This window comes from Amphibacillus sp. MSJ-3, assembly GCF_018919165.1.
Taxonomy (GTDB): Bacteria; Bacillota; Bacilli; order Bacillales; family Amphibacillaceae; genus Amphibacillus.
Genome location: NZ_JAHLQM010000001.1, coordinates 87,688 through 112,745, shown reverse-complemented (window position 1 = coordinate 112,745; position 25,058 = coordinate 87,688). Strand labels below are relative to the sequence as shown.

Here is a 25,058-nt window from a genome sequence, read left to right as displayed (position 1 = left end):
GCTCTCTTGATATTTTTTATGGGAGCAATCCTTTTGTTCTATTAGATGAGATAAAAAAGTTTGATAAAGAATTGTTATCGGAGAGTGAGAACAAATCGCTGAATTTAAGGAGAGTTACCCATTAAACTTTTTTACTTACACTTGCATCATAAATAAAGTTGTTTAATTATGATGCAGATATAGATCCATTTACAGTGAATTCCCAAATTGGTATAATTAACTTGTATGATTACCAGCGATTTATTTGCTAAAGTAGACAAAATGGGAATATGGAGGCTTGATAAAGATGTGCAAGAAGGTTATCTGTGAAAAATGTAATGGGAGGATTGAAACGATAGAGGACCTTGTAACGGATGTTATCGTACTATCTGTCAAACCCTATCATGAGAAGTGTTATATGAGAGATTTAAAAGGAGGACCAGGTTTCTTTTTATCTGGGCGCCCTCTTAATGGTTGGGCTGGTAATATTGGATTTATAGTCGCAATCCTTATTGCCATGATCAGTCTTGTTTCTTATAAAAAACTTGCTTTTTTATTTTTCTTTAGTTTAATCCCAATTGCTTATCGTCTCTATTCATATTTTGTCTATGAATATCCACTAAAAAAGTTTGACAGATAAATCTTAACATGTTAGACTAATTTAGTGTGAAATTGAATATGATCTATTGACAAGTAGAGGCACCCGCTTCTCGCCTGTTTGACACAGCAATGTAGTTACCAGGTCGCTTAAATAGTATTCTGATTATTACAGGATAAGTGTGGGTGCATATGTGCCGACACTTTTTTATTTATCTTTATTACAATATGAAAGTGCAGTGTTGAAGAGCCAATATAATCTGTATCGTCATGTTGATACGTTAATCTTGTCAGATGACTTTCGAAAGAGGTCAAGTTATTTTATCATAAAATAACTGGTCAACAGTTCATACGCTTTTAAAATATTCCGGAGGTGGATGGCTATTAGCAAAGAAATGAATGTTAATGAGGGGATTCGTGCACGTGAAGTTCGATTAATTGATTCAAATGGGGATCAACTAGGTGTTAAATCTCGTCAAGAGGCTTTGGAAATTGCAGCAACCCGTAATTTGGATTTAGTACTTGTTGCTCCAAATGCAAAGCCACCCGTATGTCGTATTATGGATTACGGTAAATATCGCTTTGAACAACAGAAGAAAGAAAAAGAAGCACGTAAAAAACAAAAAGTAATTAATGTAAAGGAAGTCCGTTTGAGTCCAGGTATTGAAGACCATGACTTTAATACGAAGCTTCGTAACGCACGGAAGTTTTTAGAAAAGGGCGATAAGGTTAAAGTTTCGATTCGTTTTCGTGGCCGTGCAATTACTCATAAAGAGCTTGGTCGTGATGTTCTTGAACGAATGGCAGACGCATGTAAAGATTTATCAACTGTTGAACAAAAAGCGAAAATGGAAGGCCGAAGCATGTTCTTAACGCTAGCGCCTATTAAAGAAAACTAAGACTTAATTTATTTGTTTTTAAGGAGGAACAAATCATGCCAAAAATGAAAACACATAAAGGCACGCAAAAACGTTTTAAAAGAACAAGTTCTGGAAAATTAAAACGAGGTCATGCTTTTACAAGTCACTTATTTGCAAACAAATCACAAAAACAAAAAAGAAAATTACGTAAAGGTGCGCTTGTATCAAAAGGTGATCAAAAGCGTATCGATCAAATGCTACCAAGATAATAGAACAAATTCGTCTTTTTTGAGGTTATATATAGGAGGGAATTATTATGGCACGTGTTAAAGGTGGAACAGTTACACGTAAGCGTCGTAAACGCACATTAAAATTAGCTAAAGGTTATTATGGTTCAAAACACGCTCTATTTAAAACAGCAAAACAACAAGTATGGAAATCAGGTCAGTATGCATATCGCGATCGTAAACAGAAAAAACGTGACTTCCGTAAATTATGGATTTCTCGAATTAATGCTGCTGCACGTTTGAACGATATTTCATATAGCCGTCTGATGCATGGTTTAAAATTAGCAGGTATTGAAGTTAATCGTAAAATGCTTGCAGATTTAGCTGTGTCAGATGCACAAGCATTTACAAAATTAGTTGATCAAGCTAAAGCAGCATTAGATAAATAATCTTGAAATTAAAGAGTTGTTTTCTTACCAATGAGGACAACTCTTTTGCTTATTTAGTACTAAAATACCAAACAATGATGAGGTCTAAAATGAAAGAATTAATCAGTTACTATATCATGATAAATATCTTAGGACTGTTAATAATGAAAACTGATAAGCAACGTGCCCAAAAAGGGAAATGGCGTATTCCTGAACGTTATCTTTGGCTAATAAGCCTACTTGGCGGATCTTTGGGGACACTACTAGGTATGTACCACTACCGACATAAAACGAAGCATATTCAGTTTCGGATTGGTATCCCAATTATCCTGGTTATTCAAGTAATTGGTTGGTTTATATTCTACTAATTATCATGCCCAGCATATTGATTAACTACTACTCATAAGTTAAAGAGATACTGAAAGGAGGCTAAAAGAAAATGGAAAAAATAGAATACTATATTGAATTTGTTAGAGGGACGCATGTACTCATTGCGCCGCTAATTTATATAACACTTCATCTCATTCGACCAATCCTATTTATACCTGTCATTTTGATTTGTATTGCAGGAGGTCTAATTTTTGGAATTATTCCTGGAATTATTTTATCTATCATTGGTCTTATGTTATCTAGTATTTCATTTTATTTTTTAGCCGATATTATGCCTTTTATAACTAAAAGATTAATAAAAATGAAAACAAAAATTGTTGGAAAAGATACACGACTAACAACGAGTCAAATGACTATATTAAGACTAATTCCGTTTATCCATTATCATTTATTATCTTTCATCATCTATGAGTCATCATCTAGTTTCCGTACTTATTTAGTTACTTCATTTTATACTGTAATCCCAATGGTAGTTGTATATACAGTAATTGGGCAATCCGTAACGAATTTACCTCCACTTGCAATATTAGCTATGATTTTTAGTTTGGTTACATTGTTTTTCCTTTTTAGAAAAAAGGACGAACGAGTAAGTGTTCGTGAATTTCTCAGATAATAAAGGAGTCATTTAAAATGAATTGGAAAACTTTATATGATATGCAACATCAATTAGATCAATATATCCAGTCAAACCATCAAGTAACATCAGATCAACTATTCGAACGGAAAATTCTTGCTCTATTTGTTGAATTAGGGGAATTGGCTAATGAAACGCGCTGCTTTAAATTTTGGAGTATCAAAGAACCAAGTCCGAGAGAAGTTATTTTAGAAGAATATGTTGATGGAATTCACTTTATCTTATCGCTTGGTTTAGATGCTGACTATAAAGTTGAAAAAGTTGACCATCAACCTTACCAAGGAGATCTGACTGGTCTATTTAATCAATTATACCGGGCAATTGATTATTATCGTGATGATCGAAGTAAAGAAACTTATCTAACTGTATTTGGTTTGTTTTTAACTCTCGGCGAACAACTAGGTTTTTCCGCAGAAGAAATTCAATTGGCTTATATCGAAAAGAATAAAGTCAATTTCAAACGACAAGATGAGCATTATTAATATAGAGCTCATCTTTTTTTTTGCATTTTTCCCAGCTCAGACTAGCTGACTATAAGCTCCTTTAGTGTCTATGCTCGGAAACAGCAAGTTTATGCTCGATAAATAAGTTTTATGCTCGGAAACAGCAGGTCTATGCTCGATAAATAAGTTTTATGCTCGGAAACAGTAAGTCTATGCTCGATCATGTTATTACGATGTATAAAAAAAATGAAATCGTCTCCCTGTTTATTTTCTCTGTAATTCGTTATAATTGAGTAGAAGGAAAGGGAGGCTATACATAATGAACGAGAAGTTAACAATGTTTAAGGAATTAACTGAAGCTAAAGGTATTTCAGGTAATGAAAAAGAAGTAAGAGAAGTGATGAAAAAATATATTTCACCATTTGCAACTGAGGTATACACGGATCATTTAGGTAGCTTAATTGCTAAAAAGGTAGGCCAAGAAGATGGTCCAAAAGTGATGGTCGCCGGTCATTTAGATGAAATTGGTTTAATGGTAACACGAATTGATGATAATGGCTTTTTATATTTTCAAACGATTGGTGGCTGGTGGAATCAAGTTATGCTTGCTCAACGCGTTACTGTTGTGACAGAACAAGGTGATTTGGTTGGAGTGATTGGTTCAAAACCACCACACATTATGCCCGCTGAAGCACGTAAAAAACCATATGATATTAAGGATATGTTTATTGATATTGGTGCGACTAGTAAAGAAGAAGCGGAATCATTTGGGGTTAAACCAGGAAATTCCGTTGTCCCATACTTTGAGTTTCAACCACTGAAGAATGAAAAGTTACTTTTAGCCAAGGCTTGGGATAATCGAATAGGTTGTGCTATTGCTATTGAAGTACTGAGACAATTAAAGGATATTGAGCACCCTAATATTGTTTATGGGGTTGGAACTGTTCAAGAAGAGGTAGGCTTACGTGGGGCGAAAACATCAACAAACATGATTGAACCAGATATTGCATTCGCTGTTGACACGGGTATCGCAGGTGATACACCAGGAATTTCAGCCAACGATGCAGATAGTAAAATTGGTAAAGGTCCACAGATTATTATCTATGACGCATCAATGATTTCTCATAAAGGTTTACGAGATTTTGTATTGAAAACAGCTGATGAACATCAAATTCCTTATCAATATGCAACGATTGCGGCAGGTGGGACAGACAGTGGATCAATTCACTTAACAGCCAATGGTGTGCCGGCATTATCAATAGGTATTGCCACACGCTATATCCATTCGCATGCAGGTATTTTACATCAGGACGATTTCGACAATGCGGTTAAACTTATTGTAGAAGTCATTAAACTCTTAGATAAAGATACCGTTCATCAGATTACATTTGATTAAATAAATATAGAAGAAGGTCTCTTGTACAAGGGGCTTTCTTTATTTTTTTGCAAAAGATAAATCATTCACCTTTAGAAAATGAATTGATTTTTTGATGGAATAAATTATTTATAGCTGTTAGGTTCAAATGATTTTCAAATAACTACATTCATTGGAATATCAATAGGTACTTCTTAGGGTTTAATATGTGAAGTATGGCGAGGGGGATTGATATATTTCACCAAGACGAGAGACACAGAAATATATCCTAAATTGATTTTAAAAAACAAAGCTATGCTAAAAGATGGTCTCCAACAAGGCTAAAATAAAGGACGCTGGCAATATTTCACTTCCTCACCCTTGTAAATTGGAGAAGTTACTTTTTCTCACCAACGTCAAATATTGTCCAACTAGTTTTGTTAAAATCGTATAAAATCCAGTTGTAAAATCTAAGACATATATTGATTCATTACTTTATTGACATAATTTTGCGTTTCTTTAAATGGTGGAATCCCACGGTATTTATCAACATTACCTGGACCAGCATTATAAGCAGCTAATGCTAAAGTTGTGTCTTCATTATAACGAGTTAGCATCTGGCGTAAGTATTTTGTACCACCGAAAATATTTTGCTTCGCATCAAACGAATTAGTCACTCCCAACCCTTTGGCTGTTTGTGGCATCAACTGCATGTAACCTTGTGCACCTGAATGACTTACTGCATATTGATTAAAATTCGATTCCATTTGAATCACAGAACGGATTAGTTTCTCATCAACCTGATAAGTTGCTGCTGCCTCTTGAATAATTGTATTTAAATCTGTTGACAGATTTGCTTCAATCGGTGTTGCAATGGATGATGTTTGCTCAAGTATAGATGGCTTGCCGTGTAAAATTTCACGAATTGACATCGATGAACTGAGTGGTATTGTCTCAGTCTGGTTCAGTGTTTGAAGATAAAAGTCATTAAGAAAACTACTAGATTGTCGTTGCCTTGTTGGTTGTAAGTACTGAATCGTTTGTGTTTGCATTAAGCTTTGCAAAAAACGAATATCCATATGTATGCTCCTAATCTACCAATCATTCTATATACTATTTTAAACCACGACTTAACAATTAGCAACAAAATCATAGTTAAAAAGGCTTAATTTTTTAAAAGCTAGGATAAATGTTTGCTTCTGTTCATAGAAAGGTATAATTAATAAAAGAAGTTTTATATTAGAAGGAGCATTCCTGTAAGGAACTAAATATGAGGAAAAATCGTTGATTATGAAGAATGCAAAAAAGAAGCTCCCTTGGTACGATAGAGAGTGTCAACGTTGACCTCGAATTTAAGTACCGAAAGGAGACTTCATAATGGATTTTACACAAAATCAACGCTTAATGCAAATCAATGAGAACACATTAATTATTGGGGTAGATATTGCTAAACGAAAACACGTTGCGCGTGCGATTGATGATCGTGGACGTGATCTTATCAAACGCCTGGTGTTTGATAATTCAATCCATGGCTTCACAAATCTGCTTACTTGGATTGAAAATCTTAAAAAAGTAGAAAATCGATCAAAGGTTATTATTGGAATGGAACCCACTGGCCACTATTGGTTAAACCTTGCTTATTATTTAAAAGAACAGGGAATTAAAGGGGTCGTTGTTAATCCATCAAAAGTGAAGCGCTCAAAGGAGCTTGATGATGATTCACCAACCAAGAACGATACAAAAGATGCAAAAGTCATCGCCCAGCTCGTTAAAGATGGACGGTTCAATGAACCCACCTTACCAGAAGAATTATATGCGGAATTGCGAGAAGGCATGAAACTACATGACATGATTAAGGAAGATTTAACATCAATCAAAGCTCAAATGCATAATGCGCTGGATCGTTACTTCCCTGAGTTTCTCACCGTATTTAAAGACTGGACAGGGCTTTCTGCACTTCATCTTTTATCAAGAGGTTATTTGCCTGAGGATATCGTTCATACATCGGAAGATGTATTACTCGAAGAAGTCAGTACAGTAACTAAACGGTCGATAGGTATCAAACGTATACGTGCCTTAAAAGTTGCAGCTGAAAACAGTATTGGTTTACGTGTCGGAATAAAGATGGCACGTCATGAAATTCAATATTTAATCACCCAATATAAACACTTAAGGACTCAATTAAATTCACTTGAAGAGGAATTAACTGATTTAGCTACATCCATTCCAAGTGCTGATAAAATGGCTCAAATTAAAGGAATTAGTATGATGACGGTGGTAGGCTTCTTTGCGGAAGTAGGCGATTTGAGAAACTATCGAGATCCACGCCAAATTATTAAATTAGCGGGACTTAACTTAAAAATGAATCAATCCGGTCTTCACAAAGGAAGAACCTCCATTACGAAAAGAGGACGTAAGCGATTGAGATGTTTATTGTATCAAGTTGTTATTCCGTTATCTAAACACAATCCAGCCTTTAGCCAATTGCACAATTATTATCGGACACGTTCGTCTAATCAACTAACAGGGAAACAGTCCTTCGTCGCATTAGCGCGTAAATTAATCAAGGTTCTCTATGTGATTGGCACACGTGAGTGTGCATTTGATCCACATCGAATGATTCGAGATATTCCATCATTGCAGGCAATATAAGTGGCTGTATAACACAAAGTAAGTTAGTTTAACATGAGTTAAATAACGTCGATATACATCGCTATACACTGACAATTGAAGCACGGATTAGCCGGTCGTTATTTTATCCATTAGGGCTCAGACCCACTTTAGGAGCATTTCCGGCATCCACCATGGAGAGGTTGAACGAAGGAATTTGCGCACATTGATGCCGTGAGACATGGGAGGGTACACCGCCATGAATATGTGGAGATCCAAAAGTGCAATTATTACTTATAAATACATTTAATGGTAATTAAGTCATTGGTGTTTATTCAAATAGAACCCCAAATTCCAATATTTAATATTTATTGAATATTTAGGTTCATCTAAACCATGGTACAAATTCACGTTGGGTAGAAAAATGGAGTAAATCGACGAAATTTTAATAATAACTTAATTTATAGAGGGAGGATAATGATGGTTCAAATACCGACGACTTACTTAAATGATGGAACAGAGGTGCCGATGATTGGTCTGGGAACTGCAAATTTAAAAGGTTTCCAAGGTGTTAATGCGATTAAAAGTGCGATTAATATAGGTTATCGATTGCTAGATACAGCCTATAATTATGAAAATGAAGGTGCTGTTGGCCGTGCGATTAAAGAAAGTGCGGTTTCGAGGAAGGAACTATTTGTTACTTCAAAGTTACCAGGACGATATCACCAGTATGATCAAGCGATTCAAACGATACAAGAATCCCTCTATCGCGCAGATCTTGACTATTATGATCTTTATTTGATTCATTGGCCAAACCCCAATCAGGATAGGTATGTTGAAGCGTGGCAAGCCCTGCTAGATGCGAAAAAATGGGGCTTAATCCGTTCTGCAGGTGTTTGTAATTTCTTACCTGAACATCTTACAAGATTAAAAGAAGAAACAGGTGTTTTACCGAGTATAAATCAAGTTGAATTGCATCCTTACTTTAATCAAAATGAACAACGTCAATGGCATGAACAAAATGGAGTGATGACCCAATCGTGGAGTCCCTTGGCACTTAATAAAGATCTATTAGATCATGAAATAATAAGGCTATTAGCTGAAAAGTATCATCGGACAGGTGCACAAATTGTTTTAAGATGGCATTATCAATTAAATTCGATCAGTATTCCAAGATCATCAAATCCGAAACGACAACTTGAAAACATTTCTATTTTTGATTTTGAATTAATGGAAGAGGATATGGAATTAATCAATAACATGACTTTAGTAGATGGTAGAATGAATAACCTAAACCCAGCAGAATATGAGGAGTTTTAATTAGAGAAGCCTGATAGAAGATAGGGTGGGAGATTCCATTTAGTGGAGTCACACCGTCCCCTAAATGGAGATTTCCAGCCATTGGGCATTTTTAAATTGTCACTTTACCTCAGTGCAACTGTCAGTAAGACTCCCACTTCCAGTATTCGAAGGAAAGTAGAAATTGGAGGTGGGAGATCAACTGACAGTAGCGGCCCGATTGGTTCAAGGGCCTTTAGGTCATACCCTTGTACTACTAACGATCAGTGGGGGTGGGGAAGGCAGACTAAATCTACCAGGACCCGTGGTAAGGTCTGCGTGATCTAGGTCCTGTAGTTCTGATCCCCACTGATTGAAGTTTTACTTTATACTCCAGTGTGCTGAACACCTTGTTCTAGCAACTGAAGCATATTACTTTTATCCTCTTGATCAGATTGTTGCCAAATCAATTCAAACAAAACACCTAATCCTGGTAACATCTTTTCCTCACCACTTTGAATAGCATCGACAATTGTTGCCTCTAACTCATCTTGACTATTATCTGAAACATTTGCTAAAATAGCTTTTCTTAAATTAAGATCCATTTCACATCACCTCTTAAACATAATCTGTATTAAAAATAGTTTGACCAAGATGTGGTGAAATATGTATGATGAATAAAAGAATGACGTTAAAGGATGAAAAAAATGATCACCTCGGTAAAAAATCAAGCGGTTAAAAAATGGTCGAAGCTAAATAAAAAAAAATATCGTATGGAAGAAGGGCTTTTCCTTATTGAAGGTGAGCACTTAGTAGAAGAGGCATTAGCAAGTGATTGGGAGATTGAAACTGTCATTATTGAAGTAGGATTTGAACCAGGATTTGATTTATCCAACCAAACGATTGAATATGTTAGTGATAATGTCTTAGCACATTTGGCTCAAACGAAATCCCCTCAAGGAATTATGGCTATTGTAAAGATAAAAAGGTCAACGGAATATTTAACGAATCGCCTACTACTTGTCGATTCAGTTCAAGATCCCGGCAATCTTGGGACAATGATCAGAACTGCAGATGCCGCAGGTTTTGATGCAGTTATATTAGGTGAAAGTACGGTTGACTTATATAACGATAAAGTCATTCGTTCTTCACAAGGATCCATTTTTCATTTACCAATTATTCAAGTAGATCTTTCATTGGAAATCGAAAGATTGAAGACAAAAGGTGTTACCGTCTATGCTTCAACTTTAGTGGATGCTAATCCGATTAACACAATTGAATTGACAGAAAAGATGGCATTGATTGTTGGTAATGAAGGAAAAGGTGTTGATAATCAACTATTAAGGCAAGCTGATCATTTAATTCATATTCCGATTTATGGACAGGCCGAATCATTAAATGTCAGCATAGCAGCTGGAATTATGATGTATCACATTCAAATGCCACAAAAAAATAACTAAATACTTAAAATAAGTTGCAAATGACCAGTAAATTTTCTATAATTATAGCTAATATATTTAAAAGCAAAGAAAGAGCGAGTAAGTTTTTTAATAAACAATGAATCAGGAACGACCTACCTTGACTGAAAGTAGGCGCATTGAAAAAAACTGAATTTTCACTCTGGAGCTGACGTTTGGGACCTTGATTAGACAAGTAAGAACGTTCCGGATTTATGAATCCGTTAAAACAATGAAGTGGGCAATTTTTTTGCCAACAAGGGTGGTACCGCGATTGCTAAGCCTCGTCCCTTTTTAAGGGATGCAGGCTTTTTTTCTATTCTTTTATTAATGGATTGATCTATTATAAATTCAAAAATGAGGAGGTATTTTTTATGAAAGAAAAACTACATGCACTACAAGCCGAAGCACTTAAACAAGTTGAAAAAGCAGATACTTTAGCTGATTTCCAAAAAATACGTGTTTCATATTTAGGGAAAAAGGGACCGATTACGGAAGTCTTACGAGGAATGGGTAAGCTATCCAAGGAAGAACGCCCAATAATTGGTGAATTGGCCAATAAGGTTCGTGAAACAATTACTGAAGCAATCGAAACAAAGAAAGCTGTTATTGAGGAAGCGGTATTAAATGAGCAGTTGAAATCTGAAACAATTGATGTTACCCTACCCGGTCGTCCCGTTCAAGTTGGTGGACCACATTTATTAACACATATCATTTCAGAAATTGAAGATTTATTTATTGGGATGGGGTTTGAAGTAAGAGAAGGTCCAGAGGTTGAAACAGATTATTATAACTTTGAGGCACTTAATTTACCAAAAGATCACCCTGCTCGCGATATGCAAGACTCATTTTATATTACAGAAGACTTATTAATGCGAACACATACTTCACCAGTTCAGGCTAGAACAATGGGTGAATACCAGGGAAGTAAGCCGGTTAAAATGATTTGCCCTGGTAAAGTATACCGTCGTGATACAGATGATGCGACCCACTCCCACCAATTCACTCAAGTTGAAGGATTATATGTTGATAAAAATGTGCGCATGAGTGATTTAAAAGGGGTACTTAATCAATTTGCTAAACAGTTCTTTGGAGCTGAACGTGAAATTCGATTAAGACCAAGCTTTTTCCCATTTACGGAACCCTCCGTTGAAATGGATATTTCATGTAAGGTATGCCAAGGAGAAGGGTGTTCAGTTTGTAAGCAAACAGGTTGGATTGAAATACTAGGCGGTGGCATGGTTCATCCAAATGTTCTAAAAATGGCTGGTTATGATCCGAAAGTCTATAGTGGTTTTGCATTTGGTATGGGACCAGAGCGGATTGCAATGTTGAAATATGGTATTGATGATATTCGTCATTTTTATACAAATGATCGTCGTTTCTTAGAACAATATCATCGAGCACAATAAGGAGGTAAAAACATGCGTGTATCATTAAATTGGTTAAAAGAATATGTTGATTTAGATCATCATACACCTGAAGAATTGGCAAGTAAAATTACCAAGGCAGGAATTGAAGTAGATGGTATATCTTATGTAGCAGAAAAGAGTACGAATGTTGTTGTAGGTTATGTTACATCCTGTGAGCAACATCCAAATGCTGATAAATTAAAAGTTTGTCAGGTTGAGGTTGGGGACGAAACATTACAGATTGTTTGTGGTGCCCAAAATATTGCAAGTGGACAAAAGGTTGCAGTAGCTAAGCCGGGCGCAGTGCTACCAGGTAACTTTAAAATAAAAAAAGCTAAGCTAAGAGGTATAGAATCGCAAGGGATGATTTGTTCTCTTCAAGAGCTTGGTATAGCAGAAGCATATATATCTAAGGAAGATCAAGATGGGATTTATGTCTTTCCTAATGATGTGGAAATTGGTAAAGATGTAACAGAGTATCTGAATTTAGATGATGCTATTCTTGAATTTGATTTAACGCCAAATCGTGCAGATGCACTTAGCATGCTTGGTGTAGCATATGAAACGGCTGCTATACTGAATAAGAAGATTCAATTACCTGATCATCATGTCGAAGTGATTGATGAACAGGTGAGTGACTACATCACGGTAAATGTAGAAGCAAAGGAAGATACCCCTTACTATGGCGCTTTCATAATTAAAGATATAGAAGTTGGACCTGCTCCATTGTGGATGCGCAATTATTTGATAGCAGCGGGGATTCGACCAATTAATAATGTTGTTGATATTACAAACTATGTTTTATTAGAGTATGGACAACCGCTACATGCATTTGACTTTGATAAATTTGGTTCAAATGAAATTCTTGTCCGGCGAGCAAGAGAACAAGAGACTATCGTTACATTAGATAATGAAACCCGCACATTAACCCCTGAACATTTAGTAATCACAAATGGGAAAGAACCGACAGCCTTGGCTGGAGTCATGGGTGGCGCTAATTCAGAGGTAACAGAAGAAACGAAGACAGTCTTGCTAGAGGCAGCTTACTTTGATAGTAAACGTGTCCGAATGGGTTCAAAAGATCATCAATTACGTAGTGAATCAAGCACTCGTTTTGAAAAGGGTCTTGACCCAAATCGAGTAAAATTAGCAGGTCAACGTGCGGCGAAATTATTAGCCAAGTATGCGAATGGCAAGGTCTTAAGTGGTGTCAGTGAATATGACCAGCTCGATAAATCTGAGCAACAATTAACAGTTGAAGTAGACCGAATTAATAGCCGACTTGGTACAAATATTGACGCAACAGAGATTGCATTTATATTTGAAAAATTAGCATTTTCATATGTACAGGATGGAGATTCATTTACAGTTACGATCCCAACACGCCGCCAAGATATTAAAATCTTTGAAGACATACTCGAAGAAGTTGCACGTATTTATGGTTATGACAATTTGCCTTATACACTTCCAGAGGGAAATCAACAACTTGGAAGGTTAACAAAAAAACAATTATTAAAACGTTATGTGAAACAATATTTTGAAGGTGCAGGACTAATGGAGACTATCACCTATTCGTTAACAACAGAAACACGCTCACAGATGCTTATTAGTCCGGAAATTGCTCAAATCGCCGAAAAACCAATTCGATTATCGAAACCGATGAGTGAAGAGCATAGTACGCTTCGATTAAGTTTGTTGCCAGAGATGCTTGCCACACTTTCATATAATGTGGCGCGTAAACAACAAGATCTAAGCTATTATGAAATCGGAAGTATCTTTGTTTCAAAAGAAAAAGACATTCAAACACAACCTGATGAAAAACTTAGAGCAAGTGGGGCAATCACTGGAAGATGGTTGACACATCAATGGCAACAAGAAGCAAAAACAGTTGATTTTTATTTATTAAAAGGGATTATCGATGGCTTGTTTACGCGTTTACGTATACAGCCAACATATCGACAATCTGAAATTAAGCAGATGCATCCAGGGCGAACAGCGCAAATCTTTATTGGAGAAGTTCCAGTTGGATTCATTGGTCAACTGCATCCGACTATACAAAAACAGTATGATTTGAAAGAAACTTATGTCTTTGATCTTGATTTAGATTATTTATTTACTATTTACAATGATGAACCACATTTTGATAAGATCTTACGTTATCCTTCAATTACACGTGATATTGCTCTTGTTGTTGATCAAACGGTAACGGCAGCTGATTTAGAAAAAACAATCAGAGAAGCTGCTGGTGAATGGCTTCAAAAAGTTCATGTTTTTGATCTTTATCAAGGTGAACATTTAAATAAAGGTAAGAAATCACTTGCCCTCAGCCTATTATATGCAAATTCAAATCGAACATTGAAAGACGAAGAGGTTGAAGCATCATATCAAGAGATTTTAGAAAAGGTTAAAGAAGCTCATGGGGCAACCCTACGGTCTTAATATTTAAAAAGAGAAAAGACATTATCCTATTTTAAATGGGATAATGCCTTTTTTGTATTAGCAAAATGAACCTTTGCTACATTGTGTAAATAAGCGACACCTTTTTTTTGAATAATATAGCTAGCCGCTTGGTCTACTTTAGCTGAAGCTCCTTTTGGTAACGTAAAGCCAACTTGTTTGCTTAGTCGACTGATCTCTCCAACGAAGCTAGCCCGGGCAATAATCGATGCTGTTGCAACAGCAGTAGATTGACTTTCAGCTTTTGTTATAAAGTAAGTTGAATCCGGTAATATTTTATTCTCACTTTTCAGATGATTGAGATAAACATGTGGTTCGGAGAATTGGTCAATTAAGATACCGTCTGGTTTTATTGGTGAGATTTTGCTTAATAGACTGTTAATCGCAGCATCATGCAACATCGTTTTCATTTTCCCTTGGGACCAACCTTCCTTTTGCAATTGATTATACTTAGGATTAGGTAAAATCATTAAGGAATAGGGGATCTCTAATAAAAAAATCTGTTGGGCGATATCTAAAATTGATTGATCGGATAAACTTTTTGAATCACGTACACCGAGTTCTTTAAGAAGTTCAATTTGATCACTTTTTACATAGGCAGCACTTACTGTTATTGGTCCAAAGTAATCACCTGTACCAGCTTCGTCGGAACCGATGATTGATGCTGTAAATAGATCTTGGTCCGGAAGGTAGCGGTGTTTAGTCTCCTTTTTTTTGTGAGCATGTTTTTGATTGGGAAGAGCGCTCCCCCATTTATTTGCTTCAACTTCTGGGGTTTTCCCTTGAAAAAGTACCTTTCCTGATTTATAAGCTGTAATGGTTGTATTTGCCGTTCTTGCTGAAAAAAGAGCGCCAGGGGGTGTTGCTATTAAAAATTTATGGTATGTTTCTTTCATTTTCAATAAAGTTTCATTTGATAATTGAAGTACTATTTGTCCCATATGCTCTCCTTTTGAAAAGTTATTAGATCCATTATATCAAATAAACATTGAATAGAATAGTTTCCTAAACAAGTTGTTCATGGTAAGATAAGTATCAGGAGTTAATAGAGGGGGGGATTTGTGTGTCCCAAACGAAAAAAACACGGACGACCGTTGATATCTATGGTAGAACCTACACGATTATCGGTAATGAAAGTGTTCATCATACACGGCTGGTTGCGAGCATCGTAGATGACAAGATGCATGAAATTTATCAAGTAAATAAAAGCTTAGATACAACACGATTAGCTGTTCTAACAGCTGTTAATACCGTTAATGATTATTTAAAGCTTAAAGATGATTATGAACAGTTACGCAAAAAAATGGAAGAGAAAGAGGATTTATAAGCTTATGTTAGATATAATTATATTAGGATTACTTGTTTTAGGGATTTTACGTGGATTAAAACGAGGATTTATTTTACAAACATTTCACTTTATCGGTTTTTTTATTGCTTTCTTTGTTGCTGTTTATTTTTACGGGAGCCTTGCACCCCATTTAGAAATGTTGATCCCATATCCACGTCTATTAGAAGAAGATTGGGCATTTTTTAGTGAAACACTTATGTTAGAAAATGCTTATTATAATATGATTGCTTTTGCTATTCTTTTCTTCGGAACAAAAATAGTGACAAGTATTGTGAGCTCAATGCTAGATTTCGTGGCAGATTTGCCGATTTTAAATGTTGTGAATGGGGTTCTTGGTGTAGTCATTGGTTTTATTGAACAATATTTAATCGTGTTTATAGTTGTTTTTATTCTTTCTTTATTACCCATTGGCCAAATCCAATCTTTATTAGAGGGTTCTAGTATAGCGAGATTTATGATTGAACAAACCCCTGTGTTTTCTGAACAAATTAAATCCTTGTGGTTTGAACATATGATTAATAGTTAACCCTTGTCATTATGAATGCAAGGGTTTTTCCTTGCGAAATTGCTTAATAAATAGGATTGGCAAGAACATTTCAAGTTGCCAGCTGGGAGTATGGTTGTCCTTTAATGGCTATCGAAGGGTTAATCAGTCGTTTCTAAAAAAACTTATCTCGACATCATGGATGGAGGTGCGGGCATGAAGCAAGTTAATAAAAAAGATGTCATTCAGTTATTAGAACAAATCGCTATTTACTTAGAGTTAAAGGGGGAGAATCCCTTTAGAATTTCCGCTTACCGAAAAGCAGCTCAAGCACTTGAAATAGATGAACGTGCATTAAGCGAAATTGATGATTTTACTCAAATTAAGGGGATTGGCAAAGGAACAGCAAAGACGATTAGTGAATATATCAAACAGGGCGTTTCTACGACATTGACTGAACTTGAAGCTGATGTGCCAAAGGGATTAATTCCCCTACTCGAGCTACCGGGCTTAGGTGGCAAAAAGCTAGCCCGACTATATCAAGAATTAAATATTGTTGATCAAGAAAGTTTAAAGCGAGCATGTGAAGCTGGTGAAGTATCAGCTTTAAAAGGCTTCGGAAAGAAAACAGAACAAAATATCTTAAAAGCGATTGTTGAAGCAGGTTCCCGACCAGATCGGTTGCCGATTGACGACATGCTTCAACTGGCAAAAAAGCTTGAAACATACCTGGATAAAATTGATGAAATAGAACGGTTTTCGATTGCGGGAAGCATGCGGAGAATGCGAGAGACAATCAAAGATCTTGATTTTATTATTGCAACAAATCAACCTAGAATTGTAAAAGAGAGCTTATTAAATATTCCTGATCTGAAGGAAGTTATCTCTGCTGGAGATACTAAAGTATCGATCGTATTGTCTGATAAATATGATGTGTCAGTTGATTTTCGAATTGTAACAGATCAGCAATTTCCAACAACCTTACATCACTTTACCGGATCAAAAGACCATAATGTAGCTATGCGTCAACGGGCAAAGGAACAAGGTGAAAAAATAAGTGAGTATGGCGTAGAGAGCTTAGATACAGGAGAAATAAAAACGTTCGAAACCGAAGAAGCTTTTTTTAATCATTTTGGTTTAAATAACATCCCTCCTGAATTGAGGGAAGCTCAAGGTGAAATTGAAGCTTTTGAAAATCATGTTTCATTGATCGAAGAGGAACAAATAAAAGGTGACCTACATATGCACACCACATGGAGTGACGGAGGTCAATCTATTGAAGAAATGGTTCAGTTCGCGCTTGAACGAAACTATGAGTATATAGCGATTACAGATCATTCAAAGTTTTTACGAGTAGCTAATGGATTAAATGAAACAAGATTAAGTAAACAGAGAGAAGAAATTGAACGCTTACGTCAATTATATCCAGAAATATCGATATTAGCAGGAGTAGAAATGGATATTTTACCTGATGGGCGTTTAGATTTTGATGACGACTTTTTACAAGAAATGGACTTTGTGATTGCAGCAATTCATTCTAGTTTTAATCAATCGGAAGAAGAAATCATGAATCGTTTAAACCTTGCAATGGAAAATCCATATGTTAAGTTAATCGCTCATCCAACAGGGAGAATCATTGGTAAACGTGAAGGTTATCAAGTAAATTTAGACCACCTGATTGATAAAGCAAAAGAAACAAACACAATTCTGGAGTTAAATGCGAATCCAAAACGCTTTGATTTATCAGCAGAATGGGTTAAAAAGGCACAAGATAAAGGGGTTAAAATTGCAATTAATACAGATGCACATAATAAAGATAGCTTAGATTTCATGAAACAAGGGGTTCGAGTTGCAAGAAGAGGCTGGTTAAAACCTGAAACAGTCGTTAATACTTGGTCATTGGATAAACTACAAGCTTTCTTCAGTAAAAAAGAAAATAGGTGATCTAAATGAATAAAAAAATTTATCAAACTTTAGATTTTGATAAAATTATTGAGCAATTAGTTGATCAAGCCGCTTCTTCATTAGGTAAAGAGCGTGCGAAACAAATTAAACCCGCAACTGAATTAGCAGTTGTGGAGCATTTACAGGCGGAGACTGATCAAGCTAGTCAAATTATTCGACTGTATGGTCATATACCGTTTGGAGGCATAACAGATATTAAACCTAGTTTAAAGCGTGTGGAAATTGGTGGTAGCTTGAATGCATCTGAATGTATTCAAATTGCGGATACTATTTATGGGGGGAAGCAATTACGCTATTTTATTGAAAATATTGATGCTGAAGAATTGGCAATACCAATCATTAGACAACTTGTGACAGCGATTGAACCACTCAACCATTTAGAAGGGGAAATAAGAAATTGTATTGATTCACATGGGTATGTAATGGATGGTGCATCAAGCAAACTCCGTTCAATTCGAGCAAAAATAAGAACAAGTGAAAGTCGAATTCGTGATCGTCTCGAAAACTTTACAAAGTCAAAAAGTAAAATGCTCTCAGATGCAATTATAACGATTCGAAATGATCGCTATGTTTTACCAGTTAAACAAGAATATCGTGGTGTCGTTGGAGGCATTGTCCATGACCAATCATCTTCAGGACAAACACTTTTCATGGAACCACAGTCTGTTGTCGAAATAAATAATATTTTATCTGAAGCCAAAGCCGAAGAAAAAAGTGAAATTGAACGAATTTTGATAAAACTCTCTGAGAAAATCGCTGACAATCGTCATTATCTTTTGGAAAATATTAAACACTTGACACAGTTAGATTTTATTTTTGCTAGAGCCAAACTTGGTCAAACGATGAAAGCTGCTATGCCCCGGATGAATGATGAAGGGATTATTGACATGAAGCAAGCACGCCATCCTTTATTAGATGAGGATGAGGTGGTCGCAAATGATATTTTATTGGGAAAAGATTATCATGCAATTGTGATTACTGGACCGAATACAGGGGGGAAAACCGTCACCTTGAAGTTGGTTGGCTTATGTACATTGATGGCACAATCAGGACTACAGGTACCTGCTTTAGATGGTTGTCAACTAGCTGTGTTTGAAAAGGTTTTTGCAGTTATCGGTGATGAACAGTCGATTGAGCAAAGTTTAAGTACTTTTTCATCACATATGACGAATATTGTTGCTATTTTAAAACAAGTCAATCAGAAAAGCTTGGTTCTCTTTGATGAGTTGGGAGCCGGTACAGATCCTCAAGAAGGTGCAGCCCTAGCGATGGCCATTTTAGATGATGTTGTGAAAAGACAAGCCAGAATTATTGCGACAACACACTATCCAGAGTTAAAAGCATATGGCTATAACCGGGCGGGTGTCGTTAATGCTTCGGTAGAATTTGATATTCAATCACTACAACCAACTTACCGCTTGTTAATTGGTGTACCAGGGCGAAGTAATGCATTTGAAATATCACGACGATTAGGATTAGAACAAGATTTAATTAGTGCTGCAAAACAATTAATTGGGACAGACACTAAGAGTGTTGAACACATGATCGAATCACTAGATACAGCGAGAAGGCGAGCAGAACAAAACTATGTTGATGCTGAAAGAACCTTGCTTGAAGCGGAGCGTTTACGAAATCAGCTTGTTAAAGAATGGAATCAACTAGAACAAGAACGAGAACATTTATATCAAAAGGCAGAAGAAAAAGCACAAAAGGCTCTTGAAAAAGCTCGACAAGAAGCCGAGCAAATCGTTGCTTCATTACGTGAGAAGCAACATGAGACAGCATTAAAAGAGCATGAATGGATTGAAGCAAGAAAACGTTTTGATCAGCTTCAACCCCATTTATCAAAAAAAGACCAAGACTCCGATTCAACAAGACGAAATAATCCAAAACAAGTATTAAAAGCTGGAGATGAAGTTAAAGTACTAACGCTTAATCAAACTGGAACGATAATTGAAGTTAGTGATGAGGAGGAATGCCAAGTTCAGATCGGTGTAATGAAAATCAAAGCGAAGAAAAAGGATTTGCGTTTGCTTAAGCGTGAAAACCCGATTGTTGAACAACCACTTGCAACAGTAAAAGGCGCAAACTATCACGTGAAAACAGAATTAGATTTACGCGGTGAACGTTATGAAGATGCACTTCAAGATTTAGAAAAGTACATTGATGATGCTATATTAGCTGGTTATCCACGTGTAACTATTATTCATGGGAAAGGTACTGGTGCATTAAGAAAAGGTGTTCAGGAATTTGCCAAACGACATCGACAAATTTCAAGTGCTAGACCTGGCGGTATGAATGAAGGAGGAAGTGGTGTAACTATTTTTGAATTAAACTAAATCTAATCATCGAAAGTTCTGATAAAATCAGGTGTATCAATGCTTGCTCATTGAACATACTAGGATTGAGCAGAGTACTGGCTATCGAATGCCCACGGTGGTATACTAGCAACTGAGAAAGATAAAGTTATATCGTTGAGGAGGAAATTATAATGGCAATTGTGAATACAACAGATGCGGACTTTTCAAAAGATACAGGTTCAGGATTAGTTTTAGTTGATTTCTGGGCACCTTGGTGTGGACCGTGTAAAATGATTGGACCCATCCTAGAAGAACTTGCAGATGAAATGGGAGATAAAATTAAAATTGTTAAATTAAATGTTGATGATAACCAAGAAACGGCAGGAAAGTTTGGCGTGATGAGTATCCCAACATTGATCTTCTTTAAGGATGGAGAAGTAGTTGACAAAGTTATTGGTTTCCAACCTAAAGAAACGCTTGAAGCTAGAATTAATCAATATGCATAATTATTTAAGAGACTGGGACATAACTCAGTTAAAATCAAGAGGGAATCCATTAAATACTGGATTCCTTTTTGATATCAGGATCATTTAAATAGATTCATCACGACTTAAATGGTTTAGAGGTGTCACTCCGTGATTTACACTCTGGGTGGACGCTTTCCGTGAGCACGGCCTCGGGCGCACAGGATGTGAGTCAGTTAGACGCTGCCACAGGACGTGGCGGTTTTAGTCTAACAATCCTTATTGCTCCATTGCCGTGTTGCAATAAGGATTTTCGGACGCGCACTTTTCCCACAAGAGTCGCCATCCGACATTCCAATCACTTGGTTGGCGCTCCTGATAGTGTGTCATAAGAGAGATATAAAAAGAGTATGTGAGAAGAAAGCTTTTGGAAGAATAAACTGGTGAAATATACGGTCAAGGTAAAATTGATGCTAGCCATTCCTTGAGTTTTTGAAGGCTAACTTGGGTTTTACCCGCTTATCTTTAAGAGGTAATTACAAGGTATCCGATGAAAGAGGATTTACGCTAATAGCGATGAATTTAAGGAAGTTCACCACCTTTAACAAGGCTAAACTGAGCGTTGAAATATGTAAAATAGGAAAAATTGGTTCTAAATTACAATTTCCATATAATCAGCACGATCTTTCATTATTAGAGACTAGTTTTGTCTCATCCCCTTATTATTACTTAATTAAAGCAATTATAAAGATTGAATCTTGCTTTCCAAAGCTGAATTTAAATGAAATATGTTATAATTACTCTCATAACTTAGTTAAGAAAATGATGGAGTGTTGAGGATGTCAAATAAGATTCAAAAGAAATTAGCCGTCCTGCCAGCACAACCAGGATGCTATTTAATGAAAGATAAACATGGTAAGGTCATTTATGTAGGAAAATCTAAAAAATTAAAAAACCGGGTACGCTCTTATTTTACGGGTGCAAATGATCAGAAAACACAAAGACTTGTTCAGGAAATCGCTGATTTTGAGTATTTTGTGACCTCATCTGAAATAGAGGCACTTATATTAGAAATGAATTTAATTAAGAAGTACGATCCAAGATATAATGTGTTATTAAAGGATGATAAGAGCTATCCTTATCTGAAGATCACACATGAACGTCATCCCCAGCTAGTCATCACGAGACGTGTTTTAAAAGATAAAGGTAAATATTTTGGTCCTTATCCTAATGTCCTTGCTGCACGCGAAACGAAGAAGCTGTTAGATCGTATTTATCCTTTGAGGAAATGTAATAACAAACCAGGGCAATATTGTTTATACTATCATTTAGGCCAGTGCATAGCATGCAGCAAAGAGCCACCTTCACCCGAAACTTATCAAAAGATTGTCAATGAAGTCGCCTCTTTTCTGGGTGGGGGACATCAATCGATAAAAAAAGAATTGAAAGAAAAGATGCAACAGGCTAGTGAAGAGTTAAATTTTGAACGAGCAATAGAACTCCGGGATCAAATTCAGCATATAGATGCAGTAATGGAACGACAAACAATGACATTAAATGATCGAATAGATCGGGACGTCTTTAATTATAGTTTCAATAAAGGCTGGATGTGTGTTCAAGTTTTCTTTATCCGACAAGGAAAATTAATTGAGAGAGATGTATCAATTTTTCCGTTTTATAATGAGGCCGAGGAATCATTTGTTAGCTTTATTGGCCGTTTTTATTTACATCATAATCATATTAAACCCAAAGAAGTCCTCGTCCCAGCACCAGTAAATAATCAACTCCTATCAGAACTTCTTGAAGTCGATGTAACTATTCCATATCGAGGTAAGAGAAGAGAATTAATTGAATTAGCAGGGAAAAATGCTGAAATTGCTTTAGAAGAGAAGTTTTCTCTAATTGAACTTAATGAGGAACGAACGGTAAAAGCAGTTGAACGGTTAGGAGAACAATTGAATATTGAAACACCACATCGAATTGAGGCATTTGATAATTCGAATATTCAAGGAACCGATCCAGTCTCGGCAATGGTTGTTTTTATTGATGGAAAACCTGCTAAAAAGGAATATCGAAAGTATAAAATTAGAGATGTTCAAGGACCAGATGACTATGAAACAATGCGTGAAGTTATAAGAAGACGCTATACACGTGTTTTAAAGGATAACTTACCTTTACCTGATCTGATCGTTGTCGATGGTGGAAAGGGACAAATGTCAGCAGCAATTAGCATTTTAGAGGATGAATTGGGATTAGATATCCCACTGTGTGGTTTGGCTAAAAACGATCGGCATAAAACAAGTGAGTTATTATATGGTGATCCACCAACAGTCATTGATCTCGATCGAAAATCGCAAGAGTTTTATCTGATCCAACGAATTCAAGATGAAGTTCATCGTTTTGCAATTACCTTTCATCGACAATTACGTGGGAAGAGTGCTTTTAAATCGGTTCTTGATGGGATTCCTGGTGTAGGTGAAAAACGTCGTAAATTATTATTGACACACTTTAAATCGATTAACGAAATTAAAAATGCACCACTTGAAACAATCAAACGACTAGGTATTCCGGAGCCAACCGCTAAACAAATACAAACGTATTTAAAGGATCATGAGGACCTTAATCAATAGAAGAACTCGCATTTTTTATGAAATGCGAGTTTCTTTTAAACCTCAGGTAAATGCCAAAGGTAATCTAATAGTATTAAATTAAGTTATATTTAATGATAATGTTGCACACATAATTCAACATAATTTTTCTTTGGTTTCTCTTTTTCTATACATTCACAACGATATGTATTTAATTGTTCGATTGCTGCCGCCAGGAATCCAGATTCTAGACGATAATCTGTTTCGATTCCTAAACGATGTCTTTCAGAAATTGATCTTGCTTGTAATTTGAAGACATGTTCGGAACGATTTTCTTTAATAAGTTCCAGTGTACCCCAGCCTGTTTTGTAAAAAAAAGATGCAATATCTTCAATTGATTCAAAAGATAATTCTCTAGCCAAGTTTTTCCCCATAACATACAGGATTTTAGGTGCATCTTTTCCAAGTAAGTCGGGAAGTGCGACATATCTTAGTAAATCATACCCAGTACCGGTAGTCTCCAATTGATCAGTAATTAATTCAATTTGCTTTATATTTTTACGCATTAATCATACCCCTTCCAAAATAAGCCCTTTACTTATATTATTACCCGACCTGCTATTGTTTGCAATCTTTTTACTCCGGATTCATGCACAAATGTAATAATTAAAAAATTAAATGAAAAAACCGTTTCAATCATCTTCACAGAAACTTAATTAGAACATAAAATACCATGACTACATGTATTAATACCCTTTCAATCTGCAACTTTAACGACAGCAAGGAGGGGTCTAGATTTGAAGGACGACGACTACAAGCCGAAGCAAATATTAACTAAACGTGAAAAAGAGGTATTCGAATTACTCGTGCAGGATAAAACAACCAAAGATATCGCTGATGAATTATTCATTTCTCAAAAAACAGTAAGGAATCATATATCTAACACGATTCAAAAGCTGGGTGTAAAGGGGCGAGCACAAGCTGTAGTAGAGCTATTACGCATGGGGGAGTTAAAGCTCTAACAGGAACCGACTTTCTCTTGTAGAAAGTCGGTTATTTTTTATCATGGATTAACAGAGTGCAAGCTACCTACAATAAACTTTTAAGGGGAATAATTAAGTGAAAAGTGAGAAACCAACATTTAATAAAGGTCCGATTCGTTCATTACATACATAGTTAAAAATAAGTTAATTTTCTAATTATCGCTGAGCAAGTGTTAGTAAAAAACCCCCACCGATTGAAGTTCACTTTATAATACATAATGATTGAGAATAAGGAAATAGTAAATCTTATGATACTCAATGATGACAAGATATAAATGATTAAGGAGGATTTAAATGGAAAAGGGTAAAGAAGGCAATCAACACTTGAACTCGAATAAGAAAGCAACATCGTCTAAGACAAATCCGGAAAAGGTAAGGCAGGAAATCCAAAGAGATATTGAAGCAGGTCAAGGCGCCATGACCTCTCGTGAAGCAGGAGGCATGCGCGAATAGCTTCAACTTTGTATGATTTTGTAGCTAACTCAATAAGTTTTGAAGAAAAAGGTTTGTGAATGGATTGGAATAAATATTAAAAAGGGATTTCAGAGGTCACTGAAGTCCCTTTTTAATCTGTCCATTTATTGTGGATTAGATGATATTCTAAAGTGAATATTATGCATATCCAATTCAAAGTTAATCCAGGTGTTCGATACAGTTTATTCAATTCCTAAAAGTTAAATTTAATTCAAGAGTTGGTAAGGGAAATTACAAATTGACATTTTTTATAAATTATCCTTATG

Annotated in this window: 25 protein-coding genes and 2 other annotated features; of the genes, 21 read left to right on the top strand and 4 right to left on the bottom strand. The window is 35.9% G+C overall.

Features of this window, described 5'->3' with window-relative positions; translation table 11 throughout:
- Nucleotides 1-286 precede the first annotated feature (286 nt).
- The 8 genes from KQI76_RS00535 to KQI76_RS00500 all read left to right on the top strand — a co-directional run bounded on the left by KQI76_RS00535 (nt 287) and on the right by KQI76_RS00500 (nt 4,954).
- A complete protein-coding gene (locus tag KQI76_RS00535) occupies nt 287-619 on the top strand; it encodes a hypothetical protein (RefSeq protein WP_216398348.1) in 333 nt (110 codons plus the stop codon).
- 45 nt (nt 620-664) lie between these two features.
- Nucleotides 665-792: a sequence feature (ribosomal protein L20 leader region), on the top strand.
- 179 nt (nt 793-971) lie between these two features.
- Nucleotides 972-1,475, top strand: coding sequence for a translation initiation factor IF-3 (gene infC, locus KQI76_RS00530; protein WP_216398419.1), 504 nt, complete (start codon nt 972-974; stop codon nt 1,473-1,475).
- Nucleotides 1,476-1,510: 35 nt separating this feature from the next.
- A complete protein-coding gene (gene rpmI / locus KQI76_RS00525) occupies nt 1,511-1,705 on the top strand; it encodes a 50S ribosomal protein L35 (RefSeq protein WP_216398347.1) in 195 nt (64 codons plus the stop codon).
- Between the two features lie 47 nt (nt 1,706-1,752).
- Nucleotides 1,753-2,112, top strand: coding sequence for a 50S ribosomal protein L20 (rplT, locus tag KQI76_RS00520; protein WP_216398346.1), 360 nt, complete (start codon nt 1,753-1,755; stop codon nt 2,110-2,112).
- A gap of 74 nt (nt 2,113-2,186) precedes the next feature.
- Complete coding sequence (locus tag KQI76_RS00515; protein WP_371817629.1) at nt 2,187-2,459, top strand: DUF1294 domain-containing protein; 273 nt, start codon at nt 2,187-2,189, stop codon at nt 2,457-2,459.
- Nucleotides 2,460-2,530: 71 nt separating this feature from the next.
- The gene (locus KQI76_RS00510) at nt 2,531-3,094 is read left to right on the top strand and encodes a TVP38/TMEM64 family protein (protein ID WP_216398344.1); all 564 of its coding nucleotides are present in this window, start codon (nt 2,531-2,533) and stop codon (nt 3,092-3,094) included.
- Nucleotides 3,095-3,111: 17 nt separating this feature from the next.
- The gene (locus tag KQI76_RS00505; protein WP_216398343.1) at nt 3,112-3,597 is read left to right on the top strand and encodes a dUTP diphosphatase; all 486 of its coding nucleotides are present in this window, start codon (nt 3,112-3,114) and stop codon (nt 3,595-3,597) included.
- A 280-nt stretch (nt 3,598-3,877) separates the two neighbouring features.
- Nucleotides 3,878-4,954: a M42 family metallopeptidase gene (locus tag KQI76_RS00500; protein WP_216398342.1), complete on the top strand. Its 1,077-nt coding sequence runs from the start codon at nt 3,878-3,880 to the stop codon at nt 4,952-4,954.
- A gap of 428 nt (nt 4,955-5,382) precedes the next feature.
- On the opposite strand, the gene KQI76_RS00495 is transcribed toward KQI76_RS00500, so the two are convergent.
- Nucleotides 5,383-5,991, bottom strand: a complete 609-nt coding sequence (locus tag KQI76_RS00495; protein ID WP_216398341.1) for a lytic transglycosylase domain-containing protein — start codon at nt 5,989-5,991, stop codon at nt 5,383-5,385.
- A 298-nt stretch (nt 5,992-6,289) separates the two neighbouring features.
- On the opposite strand from KQI76_RS00495, the gene KQI76_RS00490 reads away from it, so the two are divergent.
- Both KQI76_RS00490 and KQI76_RS00485 read left to right on the top strand, forming a co-directional pair.
- Complete coding sequence (locus KQI76_RS00490) at nt 6,290-7,564, top strand: IS110 family RNA-guided transposase (protein ID WP_216398340.1); 1,275 nt, start codon at nt 6,290-6,292, stop codon at nt 7,562-7,564.
- 435 nt (nt 7,565-7,999) lie between these two features.
- On the top strand, nt 8,000-8,842 hold the full coding sequence (locus KQI76_RS00485; protein WP_216398339.1) for an aldo/keto reductase: 843 nt from the start codon (nt 8,000-8,002) through the stop codon (nt 8,840-8,842).
- A 344-nt stretch (nt 8,843-9,186) separates the two neighbouring features.
- Here the strand turns inward: KQI76_RS00485 and sspI are convergent, their stop codons facing one another.
- Entirely contained in the window at nt 9,187-9,405 is a 219-nt protein-coding gene (sspI, locus tag KQI76_RS00480) for a small acid-soluble spore protein SspI (protein WP_216398338.1), read from the bottom strand.
- A gap of 102 nt (nt 9,406-9,507) precedes the next feature.
- Here sspI and KQI76_RS00475 point away from each other — a divergent pair, with 102 nt between their 5' ends.
- From KQI76_RS00475 to pheT, 3 genes are all read left to right on the top strand, one after another.
- Entirely contained in the window at nt 9,508-10,260 is a 753-nt protein-coding gene (locus KQI76_RS00475) for a TrmH family RNA methyltransferase (protein ID WP_216398337.1), read from the top strand.
- Between the two features lie 57 nt (nt 10,261-10,317).
- Nucleotides 10,318-10,552: a binding site (T-box leader), on the top strand.
- Between the two features lie 79 nt (nt 10,553-10,631).
- Nucleotides 10,632-11,669, top strand: a complete 1,038-nt coding sequence (gene pheS / locus KQI76_RS00470) for a phenylalanine--tRNA ligase subunit alpha (protein ID WP_216398336.1) — start codon at nt 10,632-10,634, stop codon at nt 11,667-11,669.
- Nucleotides 11,670-11,681: 12 nt separating this feature from the next.
- Entirely contained in the window at nt 11,682-14,108 is a 2,427-nt protein-coding gene (pheT, locus tag KQI76_RS00465) for a phenylalanine--tRNA ligase subunit beta (RefSeq protein ID WP_216398335.1), read from the top strand.
- Nucleotides 14,109-14,134: 26 nt separating this feature from the next.
- Here pheT and rnhC read toward each other — a convergent pair whose 3' ends face one another.
- Nucleotides 14,135-15,067 carry a ribonuclease HIII gene (gene rnhC / locus KQI76_RS00460; protein WP_216398334.1) on the bottom strand — a complete coding sequence of 311 codons (933 nt, stop codon included), beginning with the start codon at nt 15,065-15,067 and terminating at the stop codon, nt 14,135-14,137.
- Between the two features lie 122 nt (nt 15,068-15,189).
- On the opposite strand from rnhC, the gene zapA reads away from it, so the two are divergent.
- From zapA to uvrC, 6 genes are all read left to right on the top strand, one after another.
- Nucleotides 15,190-15,453, top strand: a complete 264-nt coding sequence (zapA, locus tag KQI76_RS00455; protein WP_216398333.1) for a cell division protein ZapA — start codon at nt 15,190-15,192, stop codon at nt 15,451-15,453.
- Nucleotides 15,454-15,457: 4 nt separating this feature from the next.
- Nucleotides 15,458-16,000 carry a CvpA family protein gene (locus tag KQI76_RS00450; RefSeq protein ID WP_216398332.1) on the top strand — a complete coding sequence of 181 codons (543 nt, stop codon included), beginning with the start codon at nt 15,458-15,460 and terminating at the stop codon, nt 15,998-16,000.
- A 174-nt stretch (nt 16,001-16,174) separates the two neighbouring features.
- Nucleotides 16,175-17,902, top strand: coding sequence for a DNA polymerase/3'-5' exonuclease PolX (polX, locus tag KQI76_RS00445; protein ID WP_216398331.1), 1,728 nt, complete (start codon nt 16,175-16,177; stop codon nt 17,900-17,902).
- Between the two features lie 5 nt (nt 17,903-17,907).
- On the top strand, nt 17,908-20,262 hold the full coding sequence (locus tag KQI76_RS00440) for an endonuclease MutS2 (RefSeq protein ID WP_216398330.1): 2,355 nt from the start codon (nt 17,908-17,910) through the stop codon (nt 20,260-20,262).
- 152 nt (nt 20,263-20,414) lie between these two features.
- On the top strand, nt 20,415-20,729 hold the full coding sequence (trxA, locus tag KQI76_RS00435; RefSeq protein WP_216398329.1) for a thioredoxin: 315 nt from the start codon (nt 20,415-20,417) through the stop codon (nt 20,727-20,729).
- 797 nt (nt 20,730-21,526) lie between these two features.
- Nucleotides 21,527-23,317 carry an excinuclease ABC subunit UvrC gene (uvrC, locus tag KQI76_RS00430; RefSeq protein ID WP_216398328.1) on the top strand — a complete coding sequence of 597 codons (1,791 nt, stop codon included), beginning with the start codon at nt 21,527-21,529 and terminating at the stop codon, nt 23,315-23,317.
- A gap of 89 nt (nt 23,318-23,406) precedes the next feature.
- Here the strand turns inward: uvrC and KQI76_RS00425 are convergent, their stop codons facing one another.
- On the bottom strand, nt 23,407-23,841 hold the full coding sequence (locus KQI76_RS00425) for a YslB family protein (RefSeq protein ID WP_216398327.1): 435 nt from the start codon (nt 23,839-23,841) through the stop codon (nt 23,407-23,409).
- A gap of 231 nt (nt 23,842-24,072) precedes the next feature.
- Between KQI76_RS00425 and KQI76_RS00420 the strand changes: the two genes are divergently transcribed.
- Nucleotides 24,073-24,297 carry a helix-turn-helix domain-containing protein gene (locus KQI76_RS00420; RefSeq protein WP_216398326.1) on the top strand — a complete coding sequence of 75 codons (225 nt, stop codon included), beginning with the start codon at nt 24,073-24,075 and terminating at the stop codon, nt 24,295-24,297.
- A gap of 315 nt (nt 24,298-24,612) precedes the next feature.
- Nucleotides 24,613-24,771, top strand: coding sequence for a hypothetical protein (locus tag KQI76_RS00415; protein ID WP_216398325.1), 159 nt, complete (start codon nt 24,613-24,615; stop codon nt 24,769-24,771).
- Nucleotides 24,772-25,058: the final 287 nt, after the last annotated feature.